The sequence below is a fragment of the Wolbachia endosymbiont (group B) of Silvanus unidentatus genome, assembly GCF_964028615.1.
GTDB lineage: Bacteria > Pseudomonadota > Alphaproteobacteria > Rickettsiales > Anaplasmataceae > Wolbachia.
On record NZ_OZ034795.1, the window covers coordinates 676,843 to 698,107 of the forward strand.

Sequence of the window (21,265 nt, forward strand, 5' to 3'; positions counted from 1 at the left end):
CCGAAATATAAAACTAATTTACAAGAACAGAAATAGTATCTTCTATAGAAGTATTTTCATATAGCAATCTATAGATCGCTTCACATATGGGCATTTTTATCTTTAGCTTTTCTGCTAAATCAAATGCAGACTTAGCAGTGTTAAAACCTTCAATTACCGACTTACCTTCTGATAAAATCTGCTGAGCACTAGAACCATTACTATTAGCTACTTTAGATCCAAAAGATAGATTTCTTGAATTTAATGATGTGCATGTCACAACCAAATCGCCTAAGCATGCTGGTCCAAGTAGTGTATTTATATCTACATTGCCGTCACCAACTTTTGCTGAGTATAAAGCCTTAATTTCACTCATACTTTTCGTAATTAATGCTGCATGAGCATTAAACCCAAACCTACCTAGAACAACCCCACATGCTATAGCAAAAACATTCTTTAACGCTGCACAAACCTGTATTCCTATAACATCGCTACTAAGGTACAATTTAATATTTTCTTGCTGTAGCTCTGATACTAATTTTAAACCTAATACTTCATTTTGACATGCAAGAACCATCGAATATGGTAATTTTCTTGCAACTTCTATAGCAAAGCTAGGACCAGAAAAAACAGCAAGAGGATTATTAGGTAAAACTTCATTGACTACTTCACTAGGTAATTTTAATGTAGATTTTTCTATTCCCTTACAAGCCAAAATTATTGCTACATTTTTTTTTAGGTTACAATCATTCAATTGATGACATATCTCCCTTAGAGACTGAGTGGGAACAGCTAGAATTATTACTGAAGCATTCACTGCATCTTCAATAGCTAATTTTACTGATACATTATCAGAAATTGGACAATCAGGTAGCTTGTCACTTTCTCTTTTCTCTTTAATTGATTCAAATATGGCCTTATTGCGAGTCCACAAAATTACATTTTTCTTACCACTTAATGAAATCGCAATTGCTGTACCCCATGCGCCAGCACCTAAAACTGATATTACCACTCAATATTCCTGAAAGTATTACTTATAATTTAAAACTGTAGAATAAGTAAATTAAAAATATAACATAAAAGTATAAAATAGTTTAAATATCTATTAACCTAAGTATTCTTTTAATAAAAATAGCTTCTATTCAATATTTACTAAAAATAGTATTATTATAGTATATCTACTGTATTTTAGATCTATTTGTATAATTTTGGAACGACACATTAACTATTAATTAATAAGTGTAATTTCTATTATTCATTAATAAAAATTTGATTTGTTACTTTCCTTGGTTATATATATTACTAAAATTATAAATTATTTATGGGGTGTAAAATATGCGTATATTATTAATTGAAGATGATCAAGTAAGTGCAAGGACTGTAGTTAATGCCTTAACTTCTGATGGACATTTTTGCGACGTTGTTACTTCTGCACAAGATTATAACAATAATATGGTTTCCTCGGGTGGAGACTGTTACGATCTAGTTATTCTAGATATACACCTGCCTGGTGATATTGATGGATATGATATACTTTTAAGATTAAGAAGTGCAAAAATCAAAGTTCCTGTTTTAATACTTTCGTGTATCTCCGCTGCCAACCATAAAGCTAAAGGACTTGGGTATGGTGCCGACGATTACTTAACCAAGCCATTTCACAAGAGCGAATTATTAGCTCGAATTAAGGCCATAGTCCGACGTACTAAAGGCCATCCCGAATCAGTGATAAAGATTGGTAATATGAATATCAATTTTGATCACAGGATTGTTGAGGTAAAAGGCAAAACAGTTCACCTTACTAACAAAGAGTATTCCATGATAGAATTGCTGGCATTGCGTAAAGGAGCAGTGTTGACAAAAGAAATGTTTTTAAACCATCTTTACAATGGCTTGGACGAACCTTCAGACAACAAAATAGTTGATGTTTTTATGTGTAAATTACGTAAAAAACTTGAAAGTGCAAATGACGGAATAAGCCACATAGAAACCGTTTGGGGTAGAGGATATGTTCTAAAAGAGTATGTTGACGATGAAGAATACTCTAGTGTTAATATAAGCGAAAGCAGTAGTGACTATCAAGCAGAACAAGTCAAGGACAGCGCATGAAATGCTTTATTTACTTGTTGATTGAAGAAGCGAAAAGGTAGATTTAGTAAGATAAAAACTAATCCTAAAAGTGAGGTAACGTGGTCAGTCTTTTAGAACTTTACAAAGATTTGCAACAAAAGATAGAAAAGTTGGAAGCGGAGCTAAAAAGTTATAGGTAAGAAAGTAAGGCTTTAGAGATAGAGAATGACTAGTTAAAGGAAAAGCTCGGTTAAAATTCAAGCTTTGTTAAGTTCAAAAGGAATTCAACCACTATGGATTAAAATCCAAAGATTGAGAGAGAGCATAGAATGCTAACTTTCGACTTGAAAGTCACCAAATTTATCTTCTTTTTTAGAGTGATTTTCAATATAATTTTTTATCATTTCGTCAGTTACATTTCCGCTAGTCCTGACAAACTAGCCTACTGCCCACAACCCAATATCTCTTTTTTAGCTCTGGAAAGTTTTGCTGGATTTTTCTGGAACTTTTTCCTTTTATTAACTGCACTAACTTACTAATACTTAAGTATGGGGGTACAGAAACGTATACGTGTACATGACTTGACGCAACTCTACCTCTGATAATTTCTACTTGATTATTTGCACATACTTCTTGTACAACTTCTTTAGCTTTCTGTCCAATATCTCCAACTAGTACTGGATATCGATATTTTGTTATCCACACTATGTGATATATATACAGAGTGACTGCTTTTTCTATAATATTCCACATTCTTTCAGATTTTTCACCTTAAAATTATATTCTTAAAAGGATGGACTTCAAGTCCAGGGTTTTTCTCCCAAATTTGGGACAATAAAATAAAGAGATAAGCCAAGAAGTAAAAGGAATATAGGTGGTCAAATTGAGCGTACAGGGTATGTGAAATGTTTGATACATTTACATAGTATGGCTGACATTCATGTATTGCCTAGGTGAAATATAAGCCGAGTTCTGTTTATGTAGCTATTTATCTGGAGTAAATGTTACCATTTACTTCGTGCGATTTACCCGAGTAGATATGAGAAAAACATAAAATCTACTTCTATTTAATCTTGCTCCTAGTGTTGGTTACTTGACTACCAATGTTGCCATTGTTATGGTGTGCTCTTACCACACCTTTTCACCCTTACCTAATAATATTTAGGCGGTAATTTTCTGTAGCCCTATAACTGGAGTTACCTCCGGCGGGCGTTACCCGTCACTACCTTTTCTTGGAGCTCGGACTTTCCTCTGCTGTGTTTATCACACAACAGCAGCTACTTATTGCACCTAGGAATTATACTTTAACATTAAAATCATAAAAGCAAAAGAAAATTTCCTAACAGTCTACATACTAAAAACATTCAGACAAATAGCTAAAGGTGATATTCCGGTACATCATCGCTATCCCAAGATAAGCTTTTTTCACTTTTAGACTCTAGCTCAGTCAGTCAAGATCCTGGTCCACCGCTTGAAGACGATGAGCTACTTCTTGACCGACTACTACTCTCCACCGATATACTGTTTAGCACTGTTTCAGATTGATCCATAGTTCGCATAGATATATGTCTCATTCTGTTATTAGCGATAAAAATTTCTTCATCGCTATTGCCACTTGAAGATGATCGCCTTCTATCATTGAAATTAGTTAGTTCTAACACAGGGGCAGAATTACGACCCTTAACATATTTGTATGTTATGAATCCTATAATTCCAGCAATACTTATTATCGCTCCAACCAAAGACCCACCTATCATTCCTGCCCTATTAGACTCTATAGCAAGCTGAGCGGGCTGTGGTGAAGGAGTAGTTTGAGGAAGTAAAGTTGTAGTGAACAGAGGAGTTGTTACCTTTGTTCCAGTATTTGATATAGTGGATACTGTTTGTATAGTTGCCTCTGAGTTTGTTGTTGTCACATTAGTTGGCATTGTAGTAATCATAGTCGCTTGTGAGGTCGCAATAGTTTCAGCTACTGTTGTTGGTTCTGATGACGTACTCATCTTAGTTGTTAATTCTGTTAAAGGCTTACTCATCGTAGTACTGCTTGCTGTAAAAGTTGACTCAACAGTCGCTGCTGTAGATTTTACAGTACTTGTCTCAGTTTCTGAAGTTACTATCGGTGCACTAGTTGACGTTGTAGCAACCGTGGTTGTTTGTGGAGCAGTAGTTATTTTTGCTACTGTTGTTGACTCCACTGTTACTGTACTTGCCTGAGTTGTTGACTCTGTTGAAGGCCTACTCGTTGTAGAAGTAGGTGCATTGGTAGTTGATGCTACTGTTGTTGATTCCACTGTTACTGTACTTGCCTGAGTTGTTGACTCTGTTGAAGATTTACTCATTGTGGAAGTTGGTACAATGATAGTTGATGCTTCTGTTGTTAATTTGGTAGTCTTTACAGTGTCGGTTTCTGTTGTGCTAGTAATTGCAGCAGTCGTCGTTTTCTTAGAAGTCACAACCGTCTCTGTAACAGTTATAGGAGCCACAGTACTGCTGGAAATAATACTAGGCATCAATTGGCCGTTAATGATATTAACAAAATCACTGAGAGCTTTGATACTGCTTGTCGGTATTATCGTTGCTTCAGAAGATTTTCCAGAGCTCTCTCTATTAAAAGTTATAATACTCTCTCCACTTACCGCAGTGACGATAAAACCTCCTTGGCCATTGTCTTTAACATACAATTGTTCTATAGGATCTTCACATTCACAAACAGTAAAATTTGATTTTGGTCCTTTCTTAGCAAGCCTTGCTAAATGCAATTCTTGCGTATTAGAAGATTGTTTTTTCGCAAGAAAAGCAACCTGATCATCGCCTTCAGTTCGTTTTACGTACTGTAGAAAATTTATTTCACCTGGATTAGAGATAATAAATGATGCTTTATCTATTTGACAATTTTTCTTAAGCAAACATTCATCTTCTTTTCTATCTTTCAGCTTCTGAGCCACGTCAATCAAGTCGAATTTAAAGATATTTGTTCTTACTTCTGGCTTCCCAATAATCTCTTTGCTCATCTGTGCATAAAGCATCGTATTTTCATCTAGTACTAATTGCCCTGGATTATCAAATTTGAATAATTTTCTTTCTGTAAGACCGTTTTTTTCACGCAGAATCTTAAATTTTCCATTCGTGTCTGATTGTAAATACCAAGAAACTAAAGCTTGATCCTTTAAGTTATGAGCAATTACAACAATATTACCATGATCAACTTTTACTGCTTTTGGTTGAAAGTAACTATTGTCTTCATTTGCAAGATTATTTATATCAATGTTCTTGTATAATTTTACTTTTCCTACGTATTCAACTAAGGGAGCATTAGTTGAATGCTTGATTTCGTAAGTGTTGAATGTTAAGCCTTTGATGCACTTTCTTTCTTTGTTAGTTTCTTCTGTAGGAAAAATAACTCCAACTTTATCTACTTCAGCTGAATTTTCTATTAGTGTGGGAGATAATTGGCCCTTGAATTCATTTGCTACGTTGACACATGTATCACACTCGTATGTTTTCGATTGATATAATGGACTAATAAGTAACTTTACTCTACTGCTTCCATTGCCGTTATCTTGATAGCTGAGTCCATAAGTAACTCCATTTCCTTCAATCAACCCTACGTTTACTGGGTTAAAACCTATCGCTTCTTTAACTTTCAGTGTAGTTGTATTAACTCTAAATAATCTACTTAATATAGACATAATTATATTTAAAATTTTAATAAAACGCTATTATGATTATTTCTATATGTAACGTCAATAAAATTTTAACTAAAATTAAGAAATTAATACCTTTATAATCTGCAAAGCGAAATATGGAAAATGAGTAGCAGTAAAGAATTCACAAATTGAATGCACCCACTCTACAGATATAATATTGTAGAGCTCAAAAAACCAACAATTGCAATTGTTAACTCTTCAAGTATAATTTGTTGAGATTTACACGAACTTTATTAGATGAAAGAGAAAGAAGAGCAGTTTAGTTTTACATCAGACAACCTCAGAAAAGCGAAAAAGTCTATAGAGATGTATCCTAAAGGTAGAGAAGGTAGTGCCGTCATGCCTTTACTATACCTGGTTCAAGAACAATGCGGATGGGTTCCTGAATCTGCCATGCGCTACGTTGCTGACATGCTTCATATTCCACATATTCGCGTGTATGAAGTGGCAAATTTTTATACCATGTATAATTTAAAACCAGTAGGTAAATATCTCATACAAATTTGTAGAACAACTCCTTGCTGGTTGTGCAATAGCGAAGAAGTGTTAAATACCTTTAAAAAGAAACTAGGAATCAATATCGGTGAAACTACTAAAGATAATCTATTTACTTTAAAGGAAGTTGAATGTCTTGGTGCATGCGTTAATGCCCCTGTGGTGCAGATCAATAATGACTTTTATGAAAACCTCACTCCTGAAAAAGTGGAAAATATCATAGCAGAACTTTCAAGTAAATAGATGGAAAAGTTCTCGTTTAGGATAACTAAGCAATCAGGTTCTGCAAGAGTTGGAACGATCAAAACTCCAAATGGAAGTATAGAAACACCAGCATTTATATTTTGTGCAACCAAAGCTGCTATTAAAGCTGCAGATATCGAGAGAATCAGAGAAGCAGGTACTCAGATAATACTTTCCAACACCTATCACCTAATGCTCCAACCGGGAGAGGATACTGTGGCAAAGCTTGGTGGCTTGCACAAGATGATGGGATGGAGTGGGCCAATGGTCACTGATTCTGGTGGATACCAGATATTTAGTTTAGGACACGGATCAGTTTCAGAAGAGATAAAGGGAGTAAGACAGAAACAAAAAACTCTGATCAAAATTAACGAGGATGGGGCAATTTTTCGTTCTTACATAAATGGTAAAACTTATTGTCTAACTCCTGAAAAGTCGATACAAATTCAACAAAAATTAGGTGCAGATTTAATCTTAGTTTTAGATGAATGTACTCCATTTCACGTCAGCAAGGAGTACACAAGGAAATCGATGCTCATGAGCCATAGATGGGCTGAACGTTCTTTAAATGAATTTGAAAAAAATAATAATGGCAAACAGGTGCTTTATGGAATTAGTCAAGGCGGAGTGTATCAAGATTTGCGTAGAGAAAGTTGTGATTTTATCAACGATTTGCCATTTTTTGGTCAAGCAATAGGTGGATCACTTGGTCAAAGTAAAGAGCAGATGTATGATGTAGTTTCCTTTACTATGGAACATTTAAAAAAAGATAGGCCTACTCATTTGCTTGGTATTGGTGGAATTGTAGACATTTTTCGTGGAGTAGAGCTTGGAGTTGATACATTTGATTGCGTGCATCCAACTCGCCTCGCAAGACATGGTGGCGCGCTTGTTAAAGTAAAAAATAGAGATTCTATTTCTTCAAAGTGCAAAGAGCATATTAATTTGCGAAATCAACGATTCGAACTAGATGATAACCCAATTGAGAGTGATTGTTTGTGCTTTACCTGCAGAAAACATTCAAGAGCTTATATACACCATCTACTGAAAGCTAAAGAGTTGCTGGCTTATACACTCGTTACCATTCACAATGTTTTCTTCATGAATAAGTTGATGGAATCAATAAGACAAGCAATATTGAATGATAGGCTAGATCAGGAAAAAAATAATTGGATTAGTGAAATACCGCTGCATTGTGAATTATATACCTAGTTCATATTTTGCACATGTGCGTTGCATTTTTTAATCTTCTTTAAAAACTTGACAGTACATTATATATACGGATATACTAGAAATATAATTTTTGTGAGGCATTTATGGTTAAAAATAAAGAAAAACATCAAATAGCGTTTTGCGTTTCAGCCTTTACACTCTTAGCTGGTTTATCATTAATCGCAACTGGAATTGCAGTGGGTACCGTACCTGCTATAGCTTCTTGTTTAGTGATAGGAGGAATTTTAACTGCCTTGTCTATTGTGCAATCAGTAGAAAGCTATTTATTTTTACAAAACAGCGAAAAAACTTTCAATAAAATGATTAGTGGTATATGCGATGAACCAGAAAGCAAACTTTTTATAGAAAGGATTTTGCAACCATTCATTGAACTTTTTAGTGAGCATAAGCAACATAATTAAAGTACACTAAGCATAGAAACCACTTTATCGTAACTTGGCAATGAATTAATTTCTCCAATCGCAGCTAAAGTAATTCTTTCATGCTGAGATAGCAATTCTTCTGCTGCTTTTTTTATATCGTAAATAGTAACAGCACTAATTTTTTCTATTAATTCGTTTTTACTGATGTATTTATTATAGTTACCGTAGTAGTGTCCTAACGTTTCAGCACGCGAGCTAACACTTTCGCGTGACATTAAAATTTGGGATTTTACTCGCTCTTTTACTCTATTTACTTCTTCTTCCTTCAGATCGTCTGTGGACAATTTCTTCAACTCTGTCGTTATGGCTTTCAAAAGCTTATCTAGATTACTGCTATCTGTACCAGCAAAAATCGAAAGCATTCCTGTATCAGCATAACTAGAGTTAAATGAGTAAATGGAATAAGCAAGCCCCTGCTTTTCTCTTACTTCCTGGAATAGGCGTGATGACATTCCGCTTCCCAGTATGGCATCAAGAACTTTGAATGTGTGATATCTATTATCATCACGAGAAACACTAGGTAGACCAATTAATAAATGTACTTGATCTAATTTACGATGTTCTAAATACTCACCACCGGTATAACTTGCATTCTCGCTTTTTTTTAGCTCTTTTGAATGAATCTTTGAGAGAAAGTCTTTGATTAATTGAACAACCTCCTCATGTTCAACATTTCCTGCAACAGCAAATATAATGTTCTCGCCAAAGTAATGCTCATTTATATAGTTATCTAGATTAGCTCGAGTAAAAGATTTAACAGTATCTTGCGTACCCAAGATTGACCTACCAAATGGTTGATCTTTATAAGCTGCTTCAAAATACTTATCAAAAATGATATCGCTCGGTGAATCATTAGTTTGAAAAATCTCTTGTATTACAACACCCTTTTCGCGTTCCAATTCATCCTCTGGAAATGTAGAATTCATTAATATATCTATTAATATATCAATGCCAGTTTTTATATCTTTTTTAAGAACCTTTGCATAATAACTGGTGCTTTCTCTACCGGTGCAGGCATTGAAGGCTCCACCTATATCGTCAAAAGCTTTTGCAATTTCAAAAGCAGTTCTTGTCTTTGTTCCTTTGAAAGCCATGTGCTCTAGGAAATGAGATATTCCATTTTGACTTGCACTTTCAGCTCTACTGCCAACACCAACTCGTATATTTAAAGCTACGGAATCAACTTCATGCACTCTCTCAGTTATTATGCGCAGACCATTATCTAGTTTTGTTACTTGTGGTATATTCATCTTATATATTCTTCTTTAAATTCTCTTCTACAAAATCCCAATTGATCAAATGATCAAGAAAAACTTTTATGTAGTCAATTCTGCGATTTTGGCAATCCAAATAGTATGCATGCTCCCATACATCCATAGTAAGTAGTGGCACCTGGCCATAAATTAGCGGTAGATCCGCATTTGGAGTTTTAGTGATTTTGAGTTTTCCTTTTTCAAGCACTAACCACACCCATCCACTACCAAATTGGCTTACTCCATAATTTGAAAATTCTTCACAAAATTTGTCAAAGCCACCAATATCATCTTGAATTTTTTTTGCTAGAAGACCATCATCTTTAGGTTTACCACCACCATTTTTTTTCATTGAATTCCAATAAAAAGTGTGATTCCAAACTTGTGCTACATTGTTAAAAATAGGAACTGTATTATTATTTCCATGAACTTTCGTTACTAATTCCTCAATTTCCATATGTTGATAATCTGTGTTTTCAACCAGTTCGTTGAGTTTATTTAAATATCCCTTATGGTGCTTATCATAATGAAAATTCAATGTATTTGCAGATATGTAAGGTTCTAAAGCTGCTTTATCATATGGCAACTCAGGTAAAGTAAAACTCATGCTGACCTCTTTATTTTCGATGGTATGTTAATATGTGCTTTTGCGCAACACATAATTTGTAAGATGTTTATTGCAGTTATTCTAAAATGAACTATACTGACAAGGTAATTATTTTTTATTTTTAGAGGGGTAATATGTCAAGTTTATTCAAGAATTTTAGTAGATATGCTAAGTTCGGAGATATTCCTAGAAAAAGCGTTGAAGGTAACGAAGTTCCACAAAATAGTTTCTATAAGTCCGTTTATTATATTAATAGTGTTATTGAGCCAGTGAAAAATGTAGCTTTTGGTAGTTTGAGGTGTCATTCTCTGACTTATCTTACTACTTATACATTAGCTAATATAGCCCTACAACCTTTATATCTAGCATTGGCGTATCTATCATATTGGCCGGCAAAAGGGTTAGCGAAAGTAACAGATGGTTGTGATCTTAAGTACAGTACAAAATCGTTGATAGATTATTCATCCATGTTGTCAGGTAAGGCACGTGTCCATAGTAGTGCATTAGCTCAGTTTGTTAACACAGTTTTGAGTTATGTTGTTAGTGCTGTTATTTGGGCTGCTGCGCTCGTTGTTACGCCACTCGTTTGGACTATTGATAAAGTAGCAAGTAAGTTTAGTGATGCAAACGCTGAAGGTGTTGGTAGTCCTTCTTTGTCAAAATAGATAGCCTACCAAGTGCATGTGAAACCATTGTATCTGTGTGGCAAAATAAAGTAGACGAGATAAAGACACCTATAGAAGCAAGAGGATGTCATGCAAGTAGCTGACACTGGCATCCCGATACAATGTTGAACACTTTTTTTTGCCTTTCGAGAGTAAGTTCTTTCAATCGAAACACTATATGTACGTTATCATCGTCAATTTCAATGCGTTGAACTAACTTTCTTATTATATCAAGTTTAGTTTCATAGTCTGCTTGATTAAGCTCTCTCAGAGGAAAAACTTTCTACACTGTTTGTGATAAAATCTAATTCTCTCTGTAGACTCTTTTCATCGATAGCTTCTTCCCTTTGATCTCTGATTCCTTTAACTCCTTTTCCATGCTCTCAACTTCTAAGTCATACTTTTCCTTCGTTATATGACCCCTTGCATATACATAAGCTAATTTTTCTATACCTTGTTCTATTTTACTTGCACGCTTTTCAAGTTAATCCTTTGCTTGCGTACTTTCATGTTTTACGAGTCTGAGCTGATATTCCTTAGTCATTGCCTCTGGTTCTTTGAGTACCATCTTCATTTCTTTCCATACTGCTTCTTCTAGTATATCAACTCGTATTGATTTGCTGTTACACACCGTATTCCCACCAAAACGAATTGATTTTTTCTTTCAGTCCTCGGAAAAATCTTACTTAGCTTAGCTATAGATGTTTACAAAAGAAATTCAAGTGAGTGAAGAAAGAAAAATTATTTTTGCAATACCGTAGGTACGCTCCACAATTATATTGAAGTTTTTATTGCACTCAAAACCTTCATTTTTCCTCATTTCTAGAATTATTAACGCATCATCATTTAACCAGCCTGAGTGAGCTAACTCGTCTAAAGTTGAGTTAACCAGATTGATATTATAAGGTGGGTCCATAAAAACTATATCGCACTTTGAAATAGGTCTTGGTAATCCGTTAGCATTGCAACAAATTAACGTGATATCGTTCGTAATTCCAAAATCTTCTGCTGTTTTTTTAGGCAGTTGCAAATTGTAATAATCTGAATCTACCATGAATGCATGTTTAGCACCTCGAGAAAGTGCTTCAAATGAAAAAGAGCCACTTCCGCAGAATAAATCAAGTACATTTAGGTTATAAATAGGTTTTCTTGAAGAAAGTATACTAAATATTGCTTCTCGGACACTACTCATAGTGGGCCGTGCAGCTAAATTCTTGCCTGTAGTTATTTTTCTTCCACGATATTTACCCGCAATAACACGTAACATATAAAACAAGTTCGAAGTTAACTAATTATTTATAATACACATTTAATGTCAACATAGCTTCAGCAGTCTAATAGAAAGAAGGTTGCTTGTGGAGGAACGCAAGATCAATCGCTTTTCTTTGATTTATTTTCTATACTGATTGCACGACCAATCTCGTCTTGTAAATCATCATGGTTGTTTTTTTCATCATGACCCATCCCTTCAATTCTACTTTCTAACTCTAACTTAATTAAAGTATTGATTTTCTCTATACTATCGAGGAAATTGTGACACTCTTCATCACTATATTCCTCACCAGATGCTTTTTTTTCTATAAATAGACTTTTGAACCCTATTAGATCAGAACTCTGATCGGCATTCAACACAATATTTCTCTCTATAAAACTAAGATCTGATAGTAACAAACTAACCTCTAATAGATCTTCACTTTCAATGTTTGCAAGATTATCAAGATCGTCTAAAATAGAGAACATCTTAAGCTCCTTCTGTGCAATTTCTTTGTCTTCTTTGTCAAATTCTGACGATAGCCCTTTATCATCTATAAGTCTCTCATTCAGAGCTTTATTTAGCTTTGAAAGACTAACATCACCTTGCTTAGTGCTATCTAGTAACAAATCTACCCTCGCTCTGCGCGCATTTAAAACATCATTGTAATCGTTTAACTTGATATTACCATCTTCGTCTTGCTGAAGACCATAATAACTTAGCCCTTTGAAATTACGATTCTTCATCATTCTCTATGTTCTCATTCCTTTCATTATCTTGACGCTCTCTATCTTCTCCGGCACGTATAGCTTCTGTAGTGTTTTTTAGGGTTTCTGGTTCCGTACCTAATTTTCGATTTGATTGATTAGGCTTATTTTCTTTTGATGATTCATCTTCTTCTGGTTCTCTCTTGCGGCCAATAGTGTAGTCATGAAGCTTCTCAAGAAATTCCCGTCTATATGTTTTTGCTCTATAGAGTAGATTATGCTGGTAACCATCCTTTTCTCCTGTAGCAGGGTTAATTCCTATAGAGTCGAGACCATGTTCCCAAGTAAACTTCATAGCATCTTCTATTGTATAGCCCAAATGTGATCCTACATATCCTTTATAATATTCTAAATATTTATCAATTCTTCTATGTGCAATATCTTCTTTATCAATTCCAAACGCCCTGTAGATTTTTTCCTCAAGCTTATCAACATCATTTTTAGGTGATGTTGCAAATTTTGTTGCTTCAATAGTAGCACCTACAAGCTTACGTGGCACATTAATAGCATATTTCAGCACACCCCCAACTCCTGGTATTCTACCTAGCAAATTAGCTGTACCTCCAGCTAATCTGTCCGGTACATGAGTAGCCCAATTACCTAAAGACTCTAGCCCTCCACCAATTTTATCTTGCATCTGTTGTTTTAATCCCTGCATTAAACCAGTCACAGGTGATGCTTGATACATACTAGATATATTGTAAACACCAAACCCACCACCGGCAATGCTTGAGCCCATCTGTTGTACAAACTCCTTCAAAGAAAACATCAAAAACGAAAGCAAGAACAATACAAAGATCTCTCCTGCGTTGATTAAATAACCTCTCTGTATGTCTTGCACCCTTTGGTAATCACTATTTTCTTTATAATTTTTGCAATCCTCACAATCTTTACATTTCTGACAGTATTCACTGTTGGGATCCTTATATAAATCATGAAGTTTCAGTATTCTACAACCTTGTTTTTTTATCGCACTCCGCACTAAAGATCTTATTTCATTAATTATTTCCCTATAACTATTGCATTTATTTATATCTTGACAGTAGCGTTTTATTATTTCACTAACATCACCTATCCTTTTCTCTATATTGTTGATCAGTAATATAATGTCAGCCCTCTCTGATGCATGAGATAAACTATTTGTTAAGCGTACTAGATCTTTTGCACTACAGCCATTACTAACTATCATATCACTTTCCGCAATATAGTGGTCTGCTGGATTATCTTTAGTTCCAGGAATTGGATTAAAGAAAGGATAATCTATATAACGAAAACCTTTATTAATGTAATCTGGTGGAAGAGGGATATATCCAGCGCCACCAGTAAACTTTACTGTACCACCTATTCTGCTTAGTTTTTCTATACCTTCTATATTCTTATCTACGTTCAATGTAGAAGCCTCTCCAATAGCATAAGGTACAAAAATTTGCCCTGGAGTCCAGCTAAAGTATTCTTTATCAATTATACAAAAACCACCAAATACCCATTTTGGAGCACATAACTTTATTTCAAGCCATTTATTATAGCACACAGTAAAGCCTAACTGTTTATAAAAGGTATTCATTATCATCGCAGCAAGTAATGACAGCAGGGTAAATATCATAATTGATTGCAAACAGAAACTAATACAGAATTTTATCCAACCCTCAAATAGACTTTTCAGTGGTGAAAATAAAATAGAGATTAGGAATAGCGGCATTATAGCTACAAGAAAAGCTATACCCATAAAACCAGAAAGGAATATTATGTAAGCATACATACACAGCAGGAAATATAAGACAATCCCTATAAAAATTGCCGGTATCATAAGGAGACTTGCCCACATTTGATAATGTAAAAATGCTGCAAACTTTTTCCAAACAGAGTAAGCAAAAAACTTATTAAACATATCCTCCATGAAGCTAAACAATTTAGCTTCATTTCCTTGAGCAACGTTTGAATTACCTCCGGTGTTCATGTTGGGAGCAAAATTAGTAATTATGCTTATCAATTGTTCAAGACCTTTAACAAATAAAACAAGAAAATGATCATAGAAAAATCTAAAACTTCCAGGAGATATAAGCACTATTACTAGAGTGATTTTCATCATTCTGATGAGCATATCATGCTTAGTTTCTCTTATCATTCCAAAAAGATAAAGAAGCGATGAAATCACTATAAATAGAACAAGCAAGGAAAGAACAAAATTGTGAAAGCTCGTACTTTTTTCAGCTATATTTTCGAACATCGCCTGTGCAGCTGCAGGATCATTGCTATCAAAATGCTTTTTACAATTTTCGTTAATCAATAATACACATTTTAGATAGTTATAAATGTAATCAAAAAATCCAAAGTTACTTGGTTTCTGCACTCCGCTCAAAAATTCAAAAGAGTAGCCACCTGCATTATCTAGATAATATCTATCTAATATCTTTACATATATTTTCCATCCTTTTTCTAACCTCACCGTATTACAACTCCTGTCCTGTAATGTGGTGTTATCTCTGTCTAAAGTAAAAAGCCCACTTCCATCTTCCGCTACGGAATTGTAACCTAGATGTACAGTAGGAGACTCAGGGTTACGCATGGATTTTAAATTTTCGTTAGGACTAGAATCGCTAGGCCTTTTAAATAAAAGATAAGCACCATGGCCGTTAGTAAACCAACATGGAGCACCACGTGATACTGTATTTGCGCTATCATCTTCATTAATGCACTTGCACTTTACAGTGCAACTTTCTTTAGGCTTACTTGAAAATTTTTGTATGCTAGGTTTATAATCATTACAAACTAAGTGAAAGTCAGGCAGACTGTTGTCACCTTTCCCTCTTTCAAATTTGGTTGCATATTTTAACTGCTCCAAACTTTCCAAACTATAACTACTTTGAGATTTCTTCTTATTACTATTGCTCCAAGATGTCCATGCACCATTTACTCGTACTACTAAACTATCTCCATTGGTTTCAAGGCCGGTATCCTTCCACTTCACTACTTGATTAGGGTGAAAACCATAATTGATTTCTCCGGTTTCAGGATCAATAGGTTCTCCACTTTCACCTTCTGGAAAAAACGCATCATGACCGATTGGAAAATGAGCACCAATTGCAATGGGTTCAGGACCAAAATAATCAGCAGATATACATCTTGGAAAAGGCATATCATTCTTACTACAACCTGTAACCAGAACACAGATTACCAAAATTAATAACCTAAACCAACATTTGCCTAAGCGTGATTGCATACCTAAACTTTTTCCAATACAGAATAAATTTCTAAAACCTTACTTCAAATATCTTTTTAATTAGTTACTCCATATATCTCATCAATCTTCCTTGACTTGTCCTTTTGTTTTATCAGAATCCTTTTGCTTATCTGGCTGGCTTAGTGTTTCAGATTTGCTCATTTCTCTGCCAGCACTCCCTTTCCCATCTGCTTGCTTTGGTGTATCAGGCAATTTAGCTTCAATTTTGCTACGATCTTTACTCATTCCCTGCTTGATGTTATGTATCATATTTTGGGTTCTATCATCAAGGCCAACAGTTGACAGCATAGCTTGTGATGCGCTCCTAGAAATATGACTAACACTTTGAGCAACTCCATAACCAGAGCTGAACAACGCCTGCGCCATAGTTTCTGATATAGAAACAAAAGCTTCCATTGCACTAGCAATGATGAGATATATAAATGCCTGGATTAGATCTATAGGTAATGCTGCAAAGTGCCCACCAGCCCTTTCTCCAGTACTGAGCGCAACATCAACACTAGTACCAGGACTATACCCAAGAGGTAATATTGATTTCATAAGACACAGATCATACGATAAAAAATTTACACTAATTAAGCATTGATAGCATGCAGAAAAATTTGTGAGGTTGTATAGAACTGAATACATTAACTGGTTTAAAAGAGACAAGGATGAAAATAAAATGACTGGTTGCAATGAAACATGAGCCAGCGTTTTTATCCAATTATCAAATAATGTTTTAGTTTGTTGAAATAGAATAAATACGATAAATAAAGGTGCCAATGACAATAAAAATGCCACTAAAACAGTAGATATTACATACTTAAACGTAGCACTAATAATGCATCTTAAAAACACAAAAGTAGCATAAAGTATTGCCAAAAATGCAATAAAGCCAAAAGGTCCTGATAGCATTAAAGATAAAAATTTCAGCCATGTTTCTCCTGTAAATAATACTCCGGCTGTTAAATCTAAGAATGCAAATTTTTTACCTCCTTCTCCTATATAGCCAGAAAAACTATCAACTAAATAAATGCTACCCTTAACAAAAAGCCCAGACAAAGTTGTACCAAAGAATTCCCAACTTCTATCACTAAAAGCAAAAGCTATAAATGCTATTTTGAATATTCTTATAATAAAATCGAATTTACTTAATTGTATTGTTCCAAGCATATAGCCAACAACAGTAAATATAACGTATAGAATAAGCAAAGCTCTTATTCCTTGTAGAAGCCCCTTTCTATATCCTTCATATGGAATTTTAATTCCGTCTTCACTCCCGTCTGTTATGAAATCAAAAATCTTGTTTACAGTTGATGAAATAAAATCGTTTATTTTTCTTTTTAAAAATAAATTTACTGTGTATTTGTTATCTTCATAATATTTGCTATCTTTGTCCGTAATATCATCTTTCTCTACGTTTTCTACATTAATACCAAAATATATTTTCTTAGACTCTTCATTTACCAAATGACTTCCATCTATTATGTAATAGTCTACATTATCCTCTGTTATTTTATCCAACCTCTTTACTTTTTTGAAATCATTAGTCTTTCGAGCAGATGGATCCCTTGGCGGATTATCACCTAAGTACACATACAATTTTTTACCACCATCAAAGTTACATGATCTAGTTACTTCAACATGATATCCACCTCTATGAAGTTGGTAGTTGCCATTACTTGCTATAGCAAGCATCACACTACTACCAGGTGTTATACCTTTTATTTTATAATCATGATTTAATCTCAGAGAGTAATCTTCAAATTTATAATTAATCTGTGAACATACATTATCTCCTTTCGCACCTTTCTCATTTGGAAAACATTGAATACCTTTAGCAATATCCTGATCATCAAAATCGCCAATTTTTGCAACAAGAGCTTCGGCCCAAGAAATATCTCCTCTGTCCTCTTTGAAGTTTAATTTAGAATTTGATATTAAATTAATGTCAATCTGCTTAGAATCCCTCTTATTTTCTTCAATCTTTTTTAGTTCATCCTCAATACGTTTAAGGTGAGAATACATGTCACATGTATTTCCTTTATCATACTTCTCATACCTTATAGAAGAGACGCAATTCTCCCCTATACCTTTTGCGTTGTAACATATATTCTGATAGTAACAATTAAGTTCATAAGAACTGTATTTGTTCAGCTCATTAAAATCACACCTTTTCCCATTACATAATTCATTCAGTCCTATTTTAGTTCGTCGTAGATCTAACAACGCACCATTTATCCATGAATTTTGAATATAATCCTTATTAAAATGTACCTTATTATCATATGGAGTGTAGCCATTGCCAACTAGCACTCTTCTTTTATTCATTTCTTCTTTATTCAGCGGCGGAAATTCTACTACAGTTCTTTTACCACTTTCTCCACAAAAGAACTTTCCTCCGTTTAGCATGTCTCTTATTGTAGCTCTATCTTTTTCATCCCCTTTTTCAGTTCTATAGCAATTATCATCAAAACTGATACCTTTTCCTTGTGGATTGTCATAATCAATCGTTATCTCTCTGGGAACTAAGCTAAAGCTTAACTTATCACCAGGATTTGCTTTAATTCCAGTATCTACATAACGTCTATTGCTATAGAATTCATTATTTCCAAAGCCTATATCCCCACATATTTCTCGTTCATCAAGACTAGCATTATCAGTTAACTTATTACTGTAATTTGGTATTAAATCATTAGCACAAAATACAGCGGGCACAAGTACTCTCTTTGGATTTTTCCCTTCTTTAAGAGGACAAAAATTTACTGACCCACCAAGAGTAAATTTGATTTTCTCATCCTTGCTAATTACTTGACCAGAATCAACCCAATGAATTTTAACTCCTTCGCCAGCTTCACGAACTGGAACATCTATACTGACACTAGTATTTCTGCTCTGCAGCCCAGGTTCAACACAATCCATTGTGCAGCCAGTAATTACAAGACATAGTATCAATAATAATGATTTTCTGCTCATCATTGATTTCCTGTGTTTGTCGGTATTTTAGGTGCTGATCTTTGAGCTGATTGTGGTATTTGAGGTCTTCGACTTGGTGTACCAGATTGCTGACCTGCTCTTCTTTGGATACTTTGTTCATCTAAACCTACTGTTCCCATTAAGCTTTGCTGATATTGCCTTCCTGGTTCGCTTGCCACATAAACACCAAACAACGAATCAGATATTGTTGAAGATGCCTCAACTAAAGCTTTCATAGCATGTCCCAAAATCACAAAAGCCATCATAGCGGTGATATTAGGTGCATGTTTGGAAGCATAACCATAAATAATACAAGGATTAAAAATCTTTAAGTTAAGATTAAGTATACATGTAGGACAGACCTCAAAATTAAAGACCGAATACACAATATAATCCATAACCTGGCTTATTAATGATATAAAAATTAAAAGCACTACCGGATGAATTGCAAATCTTGCTAAATTTTTGACCCAATTGTGAAACATCTGTCTAGTATATCCAAATAGAAGGCAAATAATAAAAAGAGGCGCCAAGGAAAGCAATAATGCAACTATTGCTATAGATGTGATAAAAGAAAATAAGGCGTTAAACATCGATAAGCTCACTGTTATCAAACCCCAAATCACCAAGCAAAACGATACAATACCCAAAGGACCGGAGAATATAAGAGATACTATTAGTAACACTGAGTGTGCTGATAAAAACCTATTGAGCGGTAAATCAAGAAATTCAAAAACATTTGATGTTGTACCTCTGAAATTTGCTATTTCTATTAACTGTTTTGGAGCATTAACAAAAATAGAAAATGCATTGTTATAAAAAAAACTCCAACTGTTATCGTTCAGCAATTGGGTAATAACTCCTATCTTTACACATATAATTAAAAATTCATATATAGAAGCATGAGACAATCCAAAAAAGTAATAAAGGGTGTATAAAACTATATATAATACTAATAACGACACTATTGTAGATCTGATGGTATTTGTTCTATTTGATGCTACAAAACTTTGATAAAGAGACTTCACAGGGCTAGTATCAGAGTGAATCGCGTTAGTGTCTTTGTAGCTAGAACCGAAAAATGCAGTTTTTACTTTTTCATCAAAAAAATTATATATCGCACTAAAAGTTCTTACAGGTGGCTCTTTAGTTGTAAGATTAATACTAAACTGACCCTCATTTTTCTTATAATCACAGCCATGATCTCTTATTCCGTAATATATAGTGCCACTCTTGTCTTTTAGCTTTTCTTTTAATCTTTCCATATACTCAGTATTATGAACTTCACTGATATCCACAGGTATATCCCCCAGAATTTCACCAGGATTGTGCTCAGGAAACTTATCAGAAACATGTATATATAAGTTGTTTTTTAGACTATGGTTCTTCGTTACTCTTATATTGAAACCACCCTTGCCCTTACCATCACCTAAACTAAAAGTTAACTCTGGTTTTGGATGGTTACGATCTATCTTATGATCACAGTTAATACATATACCGCCTCCTGGAATGTGTTCAAATTCCTCATTATCCATGTGAACACGTAATAGTGTAATGTCAGTTTTTACCCGTTTTTCCTTTAATACGTTATCAATAATTTCAGCAATAACAGATTCACCTCTAGAATTTAAAGTATTGAATATCTCACCTTCTATACTATTGTATTCAATATATACGCAACCTTTTTCTCCGCTGCCGAAAGAAAATTTACATATACGTCCACAGAGTAAATTTAAAATGCGCGTATCTATCTTACTTGCACTGCTCTCTGAAAGCTTGCTACAGTCTACATTTTCCCCTTGCTGTTTTATAGAGTCGATGACATTTCTAATTTCCTCTCTTTCACTTTGATCTAATTCTGAAGACCAGTACTCTTTTCCATTTAACCATTGTGCATTGCCTATTTCATATTTATTAGGACATATTTCACCTTGACACTTCTCTTGATTTAAAACATGTGAAAAATACTCCTTTTCCCCTTCACTGCAATTTTCGTCAATTTTTTTGCAGGTGACCATGCCATTATTGTTTTTACACATTTTACTTCCAACAACACTAAAGCTTATCGCATCGCCAGCTTTAAGCGCAAACGGTAATGTAACGTTTCTTACTCCAGGTTCAATTGCAAAATCTTTATATTGCGAACAAAAATTAACCTTATTAGGTACTATATTAATCTCTGTTACTTTTATTTTATCCGAAATATAGACTCCAGAATCAACCCATTTCTGCTCTGTTGACACTATATCCAATTTCTCACGCAAGCCTGATGAATCTTCTGGCTTAATACACCCGCACCCAGATAATAAAAAGAGTATCACAAAACTTATGCATAGCTTAACCAAATTTTGGTTGCTCAAATGTTCAAACATCTGT

At 34.3% G+C, this 21,265-nt stretch carries 15 protein-coding genes, 1 other RNA gene and 1 pseudogene; 5 read left to right on the forward strand and 12 right to left on the reverse strand.

Annotation, left to right across the window (positions count from 1 at the left end):
- Window positions 1-13 precede the first annotated feature (13 nt).
- On the reverse strand, window positions 14-991 hold the full coding sequence (locus ABWU65_RS03130; protein WP_007302013.1) for an NAD(P)H-dependent glycerol-3-phosphate dehydrogenase: 978 nt from the start codon (window positions 989-991) through the stop codon (window positions 14-16).
- Window positions 992-1,314: 323 nt separating this feature from the next.
- On the opposite strand from ABWU65_RS03130, the gene ABWU65_RS03135 reads away from it, so the two are divergent.
- Window positions 1,315-2,085: a response regulator transcription factor gene (locus tag ABWU65_RS03135; protein WP_007302014.1), complete on the forward strand. Its 771-nt coding sequence runs from the start codon at window positions 1,315-1,317 to the stop codon at window positions 2,083-2,085.
- A gap of 293 nt (window positions 2,086-2,378) precedes the next feature.
- On the opposite strand, the pseudogene tnpA reads toward ABWU65_RS03135, so the two are convergent.
- The 3 genes and pseudogenes from tnpA to ABWU65_RS03150 form a co-directional block, all read right to left on the reverse strand.
- A pseudogene (tnpA, locus tag ABWU65_RS03140) lies at window positions 2,379-2,797 on the reverse strand (IS200/IS605 family transposase).
- A gap of 194 nt (window positions 2,798-2,991) precedes the next feature.
- An RNA gene (rnpB, locus tag ABWU65_RS03145) (RNase P RNA component class A) lies at window positions 2,992-3,340 on the reverse strand.
- A gap of 157 nt (window positions 3,341-3,497) precedes the next feature.
- Window positions 3,498-5,735, reverse strand: coding sequence for a hypothetical protein (locus ABWU65_RS03150; protein ID WP_353280293.1), 2,238 nt, complete (start codon window positions 5,733-5,735; stop codon window positions 3,498-3,500).
- A gap of 255 nt (window positions 5,736-5,990) precedes the next feature.
- Here ABWU65_RS03150 and nuoE point away from each other — a divergent pair, with 255 nt between their 5' ends.
- The 3 genes from nuoE (at window position 5,991) to ABWU65_RS03165 (ending at window position 8,125) form a co-directional block, all read left to right on the forward strand.
- Complete coding sequence (nuoE, locus tag ABWU65_RS03155; RefSeq protein ID WP_007302017.1) at window positions 5,991-6,491, forward strand: NADH-quinone oxidoreductase subunit NuoE; 501 nt, start codon at window positions 5,991-5,993, stop codon at window positions 6,489-6,491.
- Entirely contained in the window at window positions 6,492-7,703 is a 1,212-nt protein-coding gene (gene tgt / locus ABWU65_RS03160) for a tRNA guanosine(34) transglycosylase Tgt (protein ID WP_353280294.1), read from the forward strand.
- Window positions 7,704-7,807: 104 nt separating this feature from the next.
- Window positions 7,808-8,125 carry a hypothetical protein gene (locus ABWU65_RS03165; protein ID WP_010402415.1) on the forward strand — a complete coding sequence of 106 codons (318 nt, stop codon included), beginning with the start codon at window positions 7,808-7,810 and terminating at the stop codon, window positions 8,123-8,125.
- On the opposite strand, the gene ABWU65_RS03170 is transcribed toward ABWU65_RS03165, so the two are convergent.
- Both ABWU65_RS03170 and ABWU65_RS03175 read right to left on the reverse strand, forming a co-directional pair.
- Window positions 8,122-9,396, reverse strand: a complete 1,275-nt coding sequence (locus ABWU65_RS03170; protein WP_064085407.1) for a M16 family metallopeptidase — start codon at window positions 9,394-9,396, stop codon at window positions 8,122-8,124. The two genes, ABWU65_RS03165 and ABWU65_RS03170, sit on opposite strands and share 4 nt — an antisense overlap.
- Before the next feature lies 1 nt (window position 9,397).
- Entirely contained in the window at window positions 9,398-10,006 is a 609-nt protein-coding gene (locus ABWU65_RS03175) for a superoxide dismutase (protein ID WP_007302021.1), read from the reverse strand.
- Window positions 10,007-10,140: 134 nt separating this feature from the next.
- Between ABWU65_RS03175 and ABWU65_RS03180 the strand changes: the two genes are divergently transcribed.
- On the forward strand, window positions 10,141-10,671 hold the full coding sequence (locus ABWU65_RS03180; RefSeq protein ID WP_214303240.1) for a hypothetical protein: 531 nt from the start codon (window positions 10,141-10,143) through the stop codon (window positions 10,669-10,671).
- A 484-nt stretch (window positions 10,672-11,155) separates the two neighbouring features.
- Here ABWU65_RS03180 and ABWU65_RS03185 read toward each other — a convergent pair whose 3' ends face one another.
- The 6 genes from ABWU65_RS03185 to ABWU65_RS03210 form a co-directional block, all read right to left on the reverse strand.
- On the reverse strand, window positions 11,156-11,302 hold the full coding sequence (locus tag ABWU65_RS03185) for a hypothetical protein (RefSeq protein WP_164819305.1): 147 nt from the start codon (window positions 11,300-11,302) through the stop codon (window positions 11,156-11,158).
- 87 nt (window positions 11,303-11,389) lie between these two features.
- Window positions 11,390-11,938, reverse strand: coding sequence for a 16S rRNA (guanine(966)-N(2))-methyltransferase RsmD (rsmD, locus tag ABWU65_RS03190; RefSeq protein WP_019236665.1), 549 nt, complete (start codon window positions 11,936-11,938; stop codon window positions 11,390-11,392).
- Window positions 11,939-12,042: 104 nt separating this feature from the next.
- Window positions 12,043-12,672 carry a hypothetical protein gene (locus ABWU65_RS03195; protein WP_064085846.1) on the reverse strand — a complete coding sequence of 210 codons (630 nt, stop codon included), beginning with the start codon at window positions 12,670-12,672 and terminating at the stop codon, window positions 12,043-12,045.
- A complete protein-coding gene (locus ABWU65_RS03200) occupies window positions 12,656-15,910 on the reverse strand; it encodes a type IV secretion system protein (RefSeq protein ID WP_214303239.1) in 3,255 nt (1,084 codons plus the stop codon). The genes ABWU65_RS03195 and ABWU65_RS03200 overlap by 17 nt, the downstream gene beginning before the upstream one ends.
- An 81-nt stretch (window positions 15,911-15,991) precedes the next feature.
- Window positions 15,992-18,892 (reverse strand): type IV secretion system protein, encoded by a 2,901-nt coding sequence (locus ABWU65_RS03205; protein WP_353280295.1) that lies wholly within the window; start codon window positions 18,890-18,892, stop codon window positions 15,992-15,994.
- On the reverse strand, window positions 18,889-21,261 hold the full coding sequence (locus ABWU65_RS03210) for a type IV secretion system protein (RefSeq protein WP_052264801.1): 2,373 nt from the start codon (window positions 21,259-21,261) through the stop codon (window positions 18,889-18,891). Before ABWU65_RS03210 ends, ABWU65_RS03205 begins: the two co-directional genes overlap by 4 nt.
- Between the last annotated feature and the right edge of the window lie 4 nt (window positions 21,262-21,265).

Bases quoted from the DNA above. Each gene is read 5' to 3' on its own strand.
- nuoE (WP_007302017.1), top strand. From the start codon at position 5,991: ATGAAAGAGAAAGAAGAGCAGTTTAGTTTTACATCAGACAACCTCAGA.
- ABWU65_RS03175 (WP_007302021.1), bottom strand. From the start codon at position 10,006: ATGAGTTTTACTTTACCTGAGTTGCCATATGATAAAGCAGCTTTAGAA.
- ABWU65_RS03200 (WP_214303239.1), bottom strand. From the start codon at position 15,910: ATGCAATCACGCTTAGGCAAATGTTGGTTTAGGTTATTAATTTTGGTA.
- ABWU65_RS03165 (WP_010402415.1), top strand. From the start codon at position 7,808: ATGGTTAAAAATAAAGAAAAACATCAAATAGCGTTTTGCGTTTCAGCC.
- ABWU65_RS03180 (WP_214303240.1), top strand. From the start codon at position 10,141: ATGTCAAGTTTATTCAAGAATTTTAGTAGATATGCTAAGTTCGGAGAT.
- ABWU65_RS03150 (WP_353280293.1), bottom strand. From the start codon at position 5,735: ATGTCTATATTAAGTAGATTATTTAGAGTTAATACAACTACACTGAAA.
- ABWU65_RS03205 (WP_353280295.1), bottom strand. From the start codon at position 18,892: ATGATGAGCAGAAAATCATTATTATTGATACTATGTCTTGTAATTACT.
- ABWU65_RS03195 (WP_064085846.1), bottom strand. From the start codon at position 12,672: ATGATGAAGAATCGTAATTTCAAAGGGCTAAGTTATTATGGTCTTCAG.
- rsmD (WP_019236665.1), bottom strand. From the start codon at position 11,938: ATGTTACGTGTTATTGCGGGTAAATATCGTGGAAGAAAAATAACTACA.
- ABWU65_RS03210 (WP_052264801.1), bottom strand. From the start codon at position 21,261: ATGTTTGAACATTTGAGCAACCAAAATTTGGTTAAGCTATGCATAAGT.
- ABWU65_RS03170 (WP_064085407.1), bottom strand. From the start codon at position 9,396: ATGAATATACCACAAGTAACAAAACTAGATAATGGTCTGCGCATAATA.
- tgt (WP_353280294.1), top strand. From the start codon at position 6,492: ATGGAAAAGTTCTCGTTTAGGATAACTAAGCAATCAGGTTCTGCAAGA.
- ABWU65_RS03135 (WP_007302014.1), top strand. From the start codon at position 1,315: ATGCGTATATTATTAATTGAAGATGATCAAGTAAGTGCAAGGACTGTA.